6 protein-coding genes are annotated in these 12396 nt (G+C 51.9%); 2 read left to right on the forward strand and 4 right to left on the reverse strand.

The window, feature by feature from the left end; genetic code table 11:
* The first annotated feature begins 27 nt into the window (after positions 1 to 27).
* Positions 28 to 906, forward strand: a complete 879-nt coding sequence (locus MHI42_RS01690) for a carbohydrate ABC transporter permease (RefSeq protein ID WP_171715811.1) — start codon at positions 28 to 30, stop codon at positions 904 to 906.
* Positions 907 to 1177: 271 nt separating this feature from the next.
* Here the strand turns inward: MHI42_RS01690 and MHI42_RS01695 are convergent, their stop codons facing one another.
* The 4 genes from MHI42_RS01695 to MHI42_RS01710 all read right to left on the reverse strand — a co-directional run bounded on the left by MHI42_RS01695 (position 1178) and on the right by MHI42_RS01710 (position 11681).
* A complete protein-coding gene (locus MHI42_RS01695) occupies positions 1178 to 1981 on the reverse strand; it encodes a DNA-binding protein (RefSeq protein WP_342422516.1) in 804 nt (267 codons plus the stop codon).
* Between the two features lie 320 nt (positions 1982 to 2301).
* Positions 2302 to 4014, reverse strand: coding sequence for a hypothetical protein (locus tag MHI42_RS01700; RefSeq protein ID WP_342422517.1), 1713 nt, complete (start codon positions 4012 to 4014; stop codon positions 2302 to 2304).
* Between the two features lie 2 nt (positions 4015 to 4016).
* A complete protein-coding gene (locus MHI42_RS01705) occupies positions 4017 to 8540 on the reverse strand; it encodes a glycosyl hydrolase 115 family protein (RefSeq protein ID WP_342422518.1) in 4524 nt (1507 codons plus the stop codon).
* A gap of 51 nt (positions 8541 to 8591) precedes the next feature.
* Complete coding sequence (locus tag MHI42_RS01710) at positions 8592 to 11681, reverse strand: family 43 glycosylhydrolase (RefSeq protein WP_342422519.1); 3090 nt, start codon at positions 11679 to 11681, stop codon at positions 8592 to 8594.
* Positions 11682 to 11906: 225 nt separating this feature from the next.
* Between MHI42_RS01710 and MHI42_RS01715 the strand changes: the two genes are divergently transcribed.
* Positions 11907 to 12125 carry a hypothetical protein gene (locus tag MHI42_RS01715; protein WP_342422520.1) on the forward strand — a complete coding sequence of 73 codons (219 nt, stop codon included), beginning with the start codon at positions 11907 to 11909 and terminating at the stop codon, positions 12123 to 12125.
* Positions 12126 to 12396 lie beyond the last annotated feature (271 nt).

The following is a 12396-nucleotide window of genomic DNA, read 5'->3' on the forward strand; positions in this document are numbered from 1 at the left end:
TTGTCAATTTGAAGGAGGAAAGGCCTCATGTACCATAAAAACCCGACCTACCGCATATTCTATCTGTTCAATATCGCTTTTCTTGTGCTGATATCCGTGGTCTGCGTGCTGCCGCTGCTCCATATCTTTGCGGTGTCCCTCAGCGGTAAATCGGCAGCAGATTCCAACCTGGTCGGACTGATCCCCGTGGATTTCTCGCTGGATGGATATCTGCGTACCTTCGAGAATAGTAATTTCCTGTCGGCACTTAAAATCTCAGTGCTGCGCAGCGCTGTCGGCACGATACTGGCCATGTGCGTAACGGTGCTGGCCGCCTTCCCCCTCTCGCGGAATTCCAAGGAATTCCGCGGACGCAGCTTCTATGTATGGTTCTTTCTGATTATTATGATCTTCGACGCCGGGCTCGTCCCGCATTATATCCTGATGGAGAAGATCAACCTGATCAACTCCTTCTGGATCTTCATCCTCCCGGGCCTGGTCAATGTCTGGAATATCATCCTGATGATGAATTTCTTCCGGGCATTGCCGCGCGACTTGGATGAAGCCGCGATTATGGACGGTGCAACCTCCTTCCAGATTATGTCCAGGATTTATCTTCCCGTGTCGCTTCCGGCCATCGCCACCCTGTCCCTGTTCACCCTTGTGGGCCATTGGAATGCCTGGTTTGACGGCATGCTCTACATGACCTCGCCCGACCGCTGGCCCCTCGCCACGCTGCTGCAGACCATCGTCGTTGTGCAGGATTTCAGCAAGACCGGTATCCGCTTCGAGGATCTGCAAACGCTCTCCAACCGGAGCGTCAAATCCGCGCAGATTTTCATCGCCATGCTGCCCATCCTGCTGGTCTATCCTTTTCTCCAGCGCTTTTTCGTCAAGGGTATCGTGCTTGGTGCCGTTAAGGAGTAGGATGAGCCAGTCCTGGTTCTACAGCAAATAATCAGTCGGATTTCCTCTACGTTCATCAGCTCAGCATGTTTAGCTTATATGAGATATTTGTTCCCTTAAACGCAGAAAAACCCGCGCTCGGCGCGGGTTTTCTCGTTTAAGTTATTTCTTTTGACAAAGCTCAGATCAGTGTCCTGCCCCGTGATTATTAATGGTAATAAGGTTAGATGCCGTATTTACATTTGGACTGCTACTATCTGCTGCACTTGCGGAAGTTGAGATTACGACAGAACTAATCAACAATGCGACTGTTAATAACAAGCATGTTCTTTTCATCTTTTAAAAACTCCCTCTCTAAGATATTTTGCATGATCCTGCGGTGTCTCTCTAGTTGTGAGGTTGAAGCATGGGGCCTGACGAGTTCATAAAATGCAGTCGTCTTCCTAAAGCCTGTCCCGTCTTCAAGATTATCACTTAATATCAAATTATCCAATATTAGGTTTATGGCATCGACAATTTTTTCCCTCTTATATAAATAAATGGATTGTAAATAGATGTAATCTATATAGTACCTTACATCTTCACGTTTCTCTTTGCTGCCTATTTCTTCGACTTGCTCCTTAAATTCTTCAAGCACCCAATCGATAGGGTAATTATATTTAATTGCGGATTCTAACACTGTGATTAAGCCTGCCAGAAGTTCTTCTTTATCACTCTTGAGGATAAATTCCACATAGTCAGACAGAACATTCGTTTTTCCTTCAAGCAGATCCAGAACGTAGGTGTTTGCTACAGCAATATTCTTATAGTATTCGACCTCTGCAAGCCCCTCTTCATTTAATTCTTTAATCCAGCTCAAGTCTGCATACCGGCTGATGCATTTCCTTGACTCAGAATAATCACCTAATTTCTGATAAGCAATCCCTTTCATGCACGAACTGTAACCAAAGTAATAGGCTATGTGTCTTTTTCCGTTTTTGCTGTTGGCGCTATGTTGCTGTGTGGAGTCATATGTAATGGCCGCGAGTTCAAAGAGCTTGTCTGAAATTTCGATGATTGCTGCCCAGTTTTCCCATGAAAACGAGACTTTAATCATATTTGTTAAAGAATCTGAATCCATCCCATCCAGTTGTAGCAATTTCTATTTCACTCCTTTACATTCCATTATATACCAGATTATAGACCTCGTTCTTCCTACGGTCAATTATTTTGCATAAAAAATCCCCTAAACCTATATTATTTTACCATAATAACCCATATAATTAACAATTGTGACACATTTCACCTGCATTAAATGCAAGAAAGGCATTCAACTCCTCTGCAATGAAACGGAACAAAAAAGCCACAACCGGGACATTGCTTTTGCCGGCTGTGGCTTCTGTTTGTAACTTTGTAAACTTGTGTCTGTGGCTGCCGTTACTTTTTGTCCTGCGCCTGCTGGGTAGGACCATAATTGGCGGCTCCGGTGAAGTGAACATCTACAGCAGACGGATAGGTTTTCGGTAGCTGTAAATCCCGCTGGTACAGTCTCAAGTGCTCTCCGCGCGGAAGCATATCGATGACGTCACAGCCTCTCCAGGATACCGAATACTCTTCGCCCCGCACCGTTTCTTGGACCACCGCCGTTTCGACAGGATGCTCCAGCTCGACAATATCTCCCGCAGCTACATTGCGGAATACCGCCAGATTACCCTCCCTTGAGGCTGCGCATTCTACTCCATTAATCTTCGTGCTTAGGTCCTGCCCCATCCAGTCGTACACCCGTACCGCTACATCACAGCGCATCTTGGGCCTGATGGAAATATAGCCTGTATCGGGGTAATTCATGCTTACCGTCGATTCCTCCGTCTCCTTATCCACGGGGATATTGACGAGTACTCTCCCATCACAGAATTCCACGGCCCGATTCCATACGATCTCCAGTGCCACCGGAGCCATGCCGACGCAGCAGCCCGCAATAGAGCGGAATTTGGACAATGAGATGGAGTTAACGAGGGAACCGCCGGTGAAGCCGCCAATCATTCTCTTGTCAATCTCCCTGTAGGTGACTCCCTCCCCGTCAGGCAGGGTATTGTCTGTCACTACATAGGAAGATACCTTGACCTGGTTCTCCACCAGCTGGTTCCGTGCAAACAGGGTCATATCACCCCAGTATTCCTCGTACCCGGCCAGAATCAATTCATTGGCGCATTCAATCATATCCTTGATGCAGCAGGTTTCACAGTGCTCTTCATGCTGGGGATGCCACTGGGCATATTCGGGCACCCAGCCGAAGGAGGAGGACAGGGAACGGATATAATCATATATCCCTTTGCCTGCGGCAATATACTGCCCGGTCCCTGTGATACGTCCAAGACGGACCAGACCCGAGGCCACCCAGCCCGCGGAATGGACATGGCCGAAAAACTCCATTTTGTAATTAAAATACCGTGAAGGTCCTAAGAGGTGGTTGGCAATGCCGACCGCCAGATCAAGCGCCCCCCCGTCTCCGGCGATCTCATATCTGCGCACCAGGGAGTGAAGAATAATAGCATTGCGGATTGCCTGCTCCCCCCGCCCGGTATGCCGGGACAGATCGAACCCGCCGTCTTTCAAATACACGTCATTTGGGAATTCGTACACCGGCTCCTTTTCCTCATAATCGCCTGACCAGAAGGTACGGACCTTTCTTTCGATGACCAGGGAGCGGAGCCCTCTTACAAGCTCGGACGCCCTCTTATCCGGCTCCGGGTCCAGAGGATTGTTCTCCACCATCCGGTTCAGCGCCGGAAGAATATAGCCCATTTCATGAAATGAGCTGTGATTCGTATGGGTCCAGGGGTATGGCTCATGAAAGCGAAGCCCGTGCTCTCCCCAGGACTTCATGAGATGGCGGTAAAAGGAGGACTGAACCTCTGCTCCCTCTTCCGTTTTCAGCATTTTGCGGACGGCGTCAATGGCTTCATACCATGATCCGACCAGCTCGGCATCATCCACCCGGCAATGAGCGGCTTCAGCTGGTTTTTTATGAGGCAGCACCAGCCAGTACGGAAGGTTATCTTCCTTTTCATCTACCATGGATGTCAGATATCCCAGAACAAGCTTAGCATTTCGTAAAGGCTCGAATTTCTCATATAACGGAGTTGACATATCTATCCCTCCATGACTCCCGCCGCTTCAATTGGTTGATCCTTCGATTCCGGCCGGGCATTAGTAGTGTTAATGTTAGTAATGTAAACCTTAAAGTCGTCGAAATCGATAGAGGCATTGGCGTAGCCGTCGATACCGAAGCGCTGGCCGGTCAGCTTGCTGCCGCCGGTATGGCGAAAGCTGAAGTCTGTGGCCACCGGAGCCGCAGCATCGTTAATATAGACGGTATAAGTCTTGGCGTTCCAGTTAGCCACCATTTTAATTTTATACCAGGTGTTAAGGTTGAAGTCTTTCACCTTAACCTTGCTGGAGGCTCCATTCTGCACAACAATTTTACCCGTATCAAACGCCGTGACCATAGAGTAATTGCTGCTCCCGCTGTCATTTCTCACCATGGCGCCATTGGCGTACGGGAAGCTGCTGTTGACTCTGGCACGGTATTCGATAACGATACGCTGATTCGCAGCAGCCTTGACCTCACCTGTATATGGCAGGAACAGGTCAGCCTTGCCGGAAGCAGAAGCTGTGGTCAGCCGCAGGAATTTATTCCCATCCTCCTCCTGCACAGTGGCCGTAGCACCATTAGTCATCCCCTCTACGTTAAAGCCGTAAGGATATTTGCCCGCCGTATCAACCGAGAAATCCCGGTATACATTATAGGTCACGCCCCCCCCTGTAAGGAGGAGAGAGTTATCCAGCGCTGTCTCAGCGGCAGTAATGGCATTCAGGGCTTCATCCGCTTGCTGCTGCGAAGCTGTACCGCTCATGGCCAAGGCATCCGCCGCCGCAAGCGCGCTCATTAAGGAGGCGTATGCCTCCTGACTGTAATGACCGGGAGCGTCACCTAAGGGATAAGAGATCCCTGACATTGCGGTGCGCTTCGCGTTCACAGCGGTCTGGAGTCTCTGCCCTACAGTACTCTCCGTACGGAGGGAGGGCGTCCAGAGGGTGTCGGTCGGCGTCTCGCCGCTCTTCGTCAGGTAGATACGGTCGATATACAGACCGTCCTCGCGCATCCACAGGCTGAAGTCATGTTCGCCCGCTGTGGCGGCGGTAACCTTACCCACGTTTTTCCAGTGCCACTTCTCATCCAGATTATTGCTGAAGAATACATCTGCCGGGAAGTTGCCAAGCGTGCCGTCCAGCCCGCCGCGGATGGAGTCGGAAGCGTTATCAACATACCGCCAGCGGACCCAGACATTGTACGTACCCGTGTTGCTGAAATGGATGGTGTACGTCAATTCCGGACTATATACAGGGAATTCTGCATTCGCTGACCATTGTCCGCCCAGATCGGGAAGGCGCATGGCCATACCGGTGTCTGATTGAGTCAGACGCCAGGCATTGGGAATCTTCCCTGCCGCCTGGGCCTTATCCCGCTTTGAGACGGTGTACGCCTTCATATCCGCGGTAATCTGATCTTCGGATTCAAGCAGATGCTCCATGGCGTATTCGGCTTCAATGCCCACCTTTCCATCCGCTTCTACAAAAGCTCCCCCGCCCCAGCCGGCCGGGATATTCTTCGGCTGCGCTGCCGCCAGGGTCCAAGGAAGAAGATCATTGCCGGAGCTGAAGGATGTGTTGTATTCGTGGTGGTAACTCTCGTCAGGACCCAGCTCGGTTGGAATAATACCCTCCGGACAGGTGTAGAGCACCATTTTGTCAACCATAATAAAGTTATCTACCATCCACAGCTTGATAGTGTGTTGTCCCTCTGACAGAGCGGGCAAACTCACCACATGCTTCTCGATCATATGGAAGATGTTGCTGACCCAGATGGTGCCCTGCCCCTCATCGGCGGCGGCCGATTCCACAACCATTGGGGCTTCGTTATCTACAGATACTGCAAAGCGTACCTTCCCCTTGGAATTCAGCGTGGGAATCCGGTAGATTTCCAGCGGGAACTGGCCTGATGAGGTCAGATTAATGTCATACTCCAGGCTGGGAGCAGATGAGAGAATTGCACTCTCCTCTACGGCACTCAGGTCAGGAGCAGAGGCACGCACGACATCACCGCCAAAAGCACGCCCCAGATCAGGGGCGATCTTCCAGGTCTTACCGCCCTTTGGATTCAAGCGGCTGTAATGCTCGGCTTCGATCGAGACATAGCCGTCAGCCTCCGCGTAGCCCTGGATGGCGGACAGGGGCACTGCCGGATTCTCAATGACCACCTGAATGGTCTTATTCGTGCCTGCGGCAGTATCGGTAATCGTAATTGCTGCGGTTGCGCCCTGGTGGGCTTCCATCTGATCCACGGTCACCCAGATCCGGGTCTCGTCGTTTACGGTTCCTGCCGCAGCAGATAGCTGTATCCAAGGCTGATCTGCGGCGGCCGTCCAGCTGATGCTGCCGGCTCCTTTGTTGAAGACTAGAACGAACTTGCCATCCTGGTTGTATGGGGAGAAGACCAGAGCGGAGTCCGCCTGCGGCATTACCTCACCCTGCACGACCACCCCCATGGACGGGTCGCCCAGCACCAGCGCCGGTGTGCCGGGCGGAAGCTGATTAATGACCGGAGGGGGCGCAATCTCGGGATCGATGAATCCCTTCCATTTGCCCTCTGCCATCGAACTATAGCGCGCAATCTCGTCTTTTTTTGCCAGATCGGCCTCCTGAGAGAGCTTGAGGAACGTATCAGCGGAAGCCATCCTGCCCTGATCGGAAGCGAGATTACTTCGATCCGCATAATAGTAGGCTTTGTTGACGTAATAGGCCCAGTTTATTTTGGATTGCACCAGTTCATAGAAGCTCAGCTTCTGCGCCTCAGGCAACGCATTGTATATAGCGGCGGTACGGTTGAACAAGTCCTGATATACGGCCATGCGACTGGAGCTCTCATCTCCATAGTCCGTCTGGTTGAACAGGCCCACCTTCATATGCTCAAGCTTGCGGACATTGGTGTGCTGGTAGAAGGCGCCCAAAATATCAGCGGTCTCGTCACTGTACGCACTGCCAAAATGTTCGGAAGCCCAGTCCTTAAGAAATTGATCTGCGCGGTTCTTGTACTTCTCTGTGTCCCACCCGTAACGGATGAAGAAGGTCATCTCAGCCTCCTGCGGCTTGATATCGCCCACATTGAGGATCCAGGACTTGCGGATCTGATGATCCCACGACTTGCTGAGCTCCTCGCCGATCAAGGCCAGAGGGATTGAATTGAGCCATAGATAGCTCTGGTCAACAGGTGCCCAGTAAGAGACATGATAGTATAGACCGTGTCCGCCATCGCGCGCACGTTCTTCGGCCTCCGGAACACTCCGCATGATTCCGTGATTATCATCGCACCAGATCACGGTCACATTCCCCGGCAGATCAAATCTGGGATGATTATAGATAGGCAGAACTTCCTTGTAAGGGATAAACGCCTGGAAGGCATTCTCGTATTTATCCTGGCCCAGTATCTCCCGAAGCAGCTTCTGCTGTTCCCGGATGATCTCATTCATAAGGGCAGCTTTGCGCTCTTCCAGATCACCGCCCAGGTAATTAAAAGCAGGCTCCATGAGATTCTTTACATTGAAAGCCTCGTCATGGATTCCCCTCATCCCTAGCGTCCACTGCGCCTCGGTGTCCTGATGGCGTTCAATATTTTCCCGCCAGTACTGAAGCACGGCCTCCTTGCTCACGGTGTAATCGTACTGGATCGTGTCGGGGTTAACCCCCTTCCGGGCAGCATAGCTCTTTTTCCACTCATCCCACTCGTGGGTGTTCGTCCGCAGCAGCATATCGGGATGACTGGAGCCGAGCACGATGCCGTATTCCTGCACCAGCTCCATATTGCCCGGAACATTGTTGATTGAATTGACATGCATGGCCGCCCAGAGGTAATTGCCCTTCAGCCGCAAAATGAGCTCGAAAATTCTGGCATACGTCTGCGGCCCCATCGTGTCCGGGTCTTGGATGACCTCTTTGGCCCAGCGGCTGAGCTTTTCCTCATCATTGAGGAATACGCCCCGGTACTGCACATCCGGCATGTCAGTAACCGAAGTATTGGCTGCTATATATACCTCATCCTTGGTTTGGATTGCAGTGTCCGCGAAAAAATACCACGGGTCTACCCCCAACCGTTCCGAGAGCTCGTATACGCCAAAGATGGCTCCGCGGGAATCCGATCCGGCGATGACCAGCGTATGGCCGTCTACCACCTTGATCAGGTAGGCTTCCCATTTGTTTTTAATTGTGCTTACTTCAGCTGCGCTGATCTTCCCCTCGGTAATAAGCGCCTGGATCTGAGCACTGTCAGCCAGTGTGCCCACGATCACGACGGGGCCCTGGGGCAAGGCGGCCCCGCTATTCACATGGGCGTCCAGACGGGTGACCCGCTTGATATCCTCCTTCAAGTCATTCACCACGCGTCTGACCGGAGCTTTCTCCCCGGCGTCAACCCAGAGGGCCGCGGCCGTTCCGTTAGCCGCTAATGGGAAATCGCCGGCCTTCCCCGCTTCAGATAGCATTCCTCCGTCCTCTGAAAGCGGAGTATTGGCAGCATAGGCGGGCATCACCCCGGCCAAAAGTACGATTGTGATCATCATTGCAAACAAACGTTTTGAATATCGGATCACTTCAGCTCACCCCATTATTGGTTAATCTCCGGTAACCCTGACTTTAAAATCGTCGAAGTCGATGGAGGCATTAGCGTAGCCGTCGATGCCGAACAGCTGGCCGGTCAGCTTGCTGCCGCCGGTATGGCGGAAGCTGAAGTCCGTGGCAACCGGAACCGGAGCATCGTTAATATAGACGGTATAAGTCTTGGCATCCCAGTTAGCCACCATTTTGATTTTGTACCATGTGCTCAGACTGGAGTCTTTAACCTTAACCTTAGTAGAGGCTCCGTTCTGCACGATGATTTTACCCGTATCAAACGCCGTGACCATGGAATAATTGCTGGTACCGCTGTCGTTTCTCACCATGGCTCCATTGGCGTACTGGAAGCTGCTGTTTAATCTGACGCGGTATTCGATGACGATGCGCTGATTCGTACCGGCCTTGACTTCACCTATATACGGCAGGAACAGATTGACCTTACCCGCTGTAGCTGCAGTTGTCAGCCGCAGGAATTTATTCCCGCCTTCCTCCTGCACAGTGGCGGCAGCACCGCCAGTGAGAGCTTCGCTGACAATGCCGTAAGGGTATTTGCCCGCCGTGTCGCCGGAGAAATCCCGGTAAGCGTTATAGAACACACCATCCTGTGTAGTGTTAAGCGAAGCTAACAGGGCCGCTTCTGCTTCAGCAAGCTTATTAAGCTCCCCGTCAAACTGCACTTTGGTTAAATCCGCGTTCCCGGCCAGTTCCTCCGCGTGATCCACTTCGGCCACGAAGGCGTTATACTTGGATTGACTATAGTTACCTAGCCCGTCGCCCAAAGGATAGGAGAAATTGACCAGCTTGCTGCGAAGCTGATTCACAATCTCATCCAGACCGTAACCCGGAACAACTTCTACGGAAACGGTGGAGAAGAACTCACGTCCGGCCAGCTTCAGGGTAACAGGCACCTGAACGGTGCCAATCGAACTGAAATCAAGTCCTGTCAGCTCCCGGCTGACGACAGCGGCCTGCTTCGGCTCGTTGTTGTAGACAACATCCACAACGCCGGGCAGCGTGGGGCTTACTCCAGAAGGAGTCCTCACTACTGAAGTTACTTGAACCGCATCCGATGCTGCAATTACCTTTAAGCGGAAGGTAACCTGCTTGCCGCTATATGCGGCTGTAATGAGGGCTGTACCCGGTTTAACCGCGTATACTGAACGGGTGACTGGATTAGAATCTATCCGGGCCACTTCGGGATCGCTGCTGGTATACTGGGCATTCTGTGTCACATTCTGTACTTCATAGTTGTTGTAATGTGCTGTTAGCTGAAGGGGTAAGCTGGTCAGCCCGCTGGTCAGAATGGGCTTCAACCCGCTGAAGACTACGGAATGTACAGATCTAGATTCAGCAGCAACATTAACTGTGGCTGTGGCCATTTTCCCGTTGTATGAAGCGGTAATGATGGCATTTCCTGCTCCGGCAGCCTTAATCTGATTCCCGCCGTCAATAACAGCCACCTTCGTATCCGAAGAGCTGAGGACAACTCCCGTGTTAACAGCGGAATAGGTAGTGCCTGTTACCGTATACAGTGGCAAGCTGCGGGTTTCCCCCAAGCCTAGCGTGAACCCGGGAGCTTCAAATAGAAGCTCCGCCGTATCAAGCCGGAATACGTCCATACTGTCGATCTCAGCCACATTGTTCCCTTTCGAGAAACGGAGGAGGTTGTCGCCTTGCTGAAGATAGACTTTCGCCGTGGAGGCTCCCCAGCGGTTATCACCCGAATAGACGATGTTCATAGCGGCCCCGGATCCGCCGTTGACCGACAGGATATGGGAGGCATCTCCCGCACCCGGTGAGCCATTGGCATTACGCACAGACAGCACATAAAATCCCGCCTCCGGTGCGTTTACTGTAAATTGGGCATAATCATTGGCGCTGCTGATGTTGGCGACTTTCACCCCGCCGGAAGCGGAGGCTTCCCGACGGACAGCCGGGGAAGATTCACCAGCCGGATCTTGCACCAATAGAGCTGCTTCCGCTTCATAACGCGTCCGCACCGGCTCACCCGAAGGCACTGCAAGCGGACTGTTTGGATTGGCGGGTTCTCCCAGGTTCGGCGTATGGTCTGCATTCCAGGTGAACTTCTGCGCACGGACATTGCGGGTCCAGCCTGAGCCCGGCCAGCGGGCGGTATGGTAGATAATCCAGTCCTCTGTACCGTCTGGAGAGGTGACGATACTGTGGTGGCCCGGGCCGTACACGCCATTCGCACTGGAGAAGACCGGCTGATCGCGCTTAATCCAGGAGCCCGGATTCAGCGGATCATCACTGAGCTTGGCGGTAATCAGCCCGAGGCAGTAGCTGTCCGTCCAGCTTCCGTTGGCAGAATAGATCAGATTAATGGTGTCGCCCTTTATCGTGATCTGCGGGCCTTCATTGATTCTGCCCGGGGACGTCTCCCAATCATGTTCAGGCGTAGATATCAGTACCCGCTGCGAGCTGATGGTCCGCGGATCGCTCATCCGGGCGATGTATAGATTCTGGAAGCTTCCGTCCGTATCTTCCCAGCCGGACCAGATGAAATAGTGTTGCTCACCCACCGTCAGCACCGTGCCGTCGATCGCCCAGCGGTCGGTGGGATCGGTGATTTTACCTTTGAACTCCCAGGTTCCGCTCAGCGGATCTGCACTGGCGTTCTCCAGCACGTACATACGGTGGTTGGCGTTGGTTCCGTTGTCGGCCGCGAAGTAGATATACCATTTGTACGCTCCGTCCGTATCTTTGAGATAGTGCATTTCCGGCGCCCACACATTGGAGCTATACTGGGTCCCCTTAACCGGTGTCCAGGCCAGGCTCCGCTCACCCGCTTCAATGCCGGTGATGGTCTTCGCCCTGCGGATCATGATCCCGCTGGCATTGACGAATACGTTGTAATAATAGCCGTCCGTATGCTGGTATACCCAGGGATCGGCTCCCGTCTGCATAATAACATTGTAGAAATCGGACACGTTATTCCCTCCTTGTACAGCGGCCGGCCCCGGTGAAGCTGGCGTTGACTCTTCCGCAGCAGCCACCCCGCCCCATTGTGGCAGCATCAGCAGCAGTGCGAGACACAGCAGCAGCACTCTGGATTTTTTGCCAGGCATGTGCAGCCCTCCTTTGACAGATAAAAACGCTTTCATTTTTTCATCTCCCTCTTGGTTAGATTTTTCGGGTTAGCGTCCTCATTCTACCTTCTGGAGAACTTTTAAAAAATGTACTATCTTAAATGGTTTTTGTAACCGTTTTAGAAAAAAGTGCCTTCAGTGTGGCAGGAAACCATAAAATCAACCGGAGGGTGAATCTGAGGTTATATAAGAGGCACTTAAGTATTGAACTTGAAGCTTCGTCGTCACTGCGGTGAACATTTGGACTTCCGGCCGCTGTTGTCACCAGATTCCTTGATTAATACGGCTCTTCGCGGTGGAAATCCGGTGACTGCTGCTGCTTCCGATGCTAGCTTTCCTGCGGAAAGCTTTCAGGCGGTCGCTACTGCTACTACAGTTCCAAATTTCCGCTCCGCTTCTTTTGCTTTTTGTTTATTTCTTTAGTGCCTCTTATATGGAATAAATGATTAGTTGGATAAACGTATCTTAATTTGGACGGTTTGCAGCATCTGAGAGAATTAGTTGGATAAACATCATTTAATTCCAGGGATTTCCTCTACTCTGCTCGATTTGCCGTCTATTAAGTGCTATTTTTCCAACTGTTCCCTGTGAAGGACACCTACGTTCATGAGCAAGTGTAGTTAATCCAACTATTTCCGGCGACGACAGGCGCTGCCACACCTTTGCCCATACTCTTCCCAGTTTCTGAAGCCAT

Origin of the sequence: Paenibacillus sp. FSL E2-0178 (genome assembly GCF_038593005.1) — a bacterium.
Lineage (GTDB): Bacteria > Bacillota > Bacilli > Paenibacillales > Paenibacillaceae > Paenibacillus_AQ > Paenibacillus_AQ phytohabitans.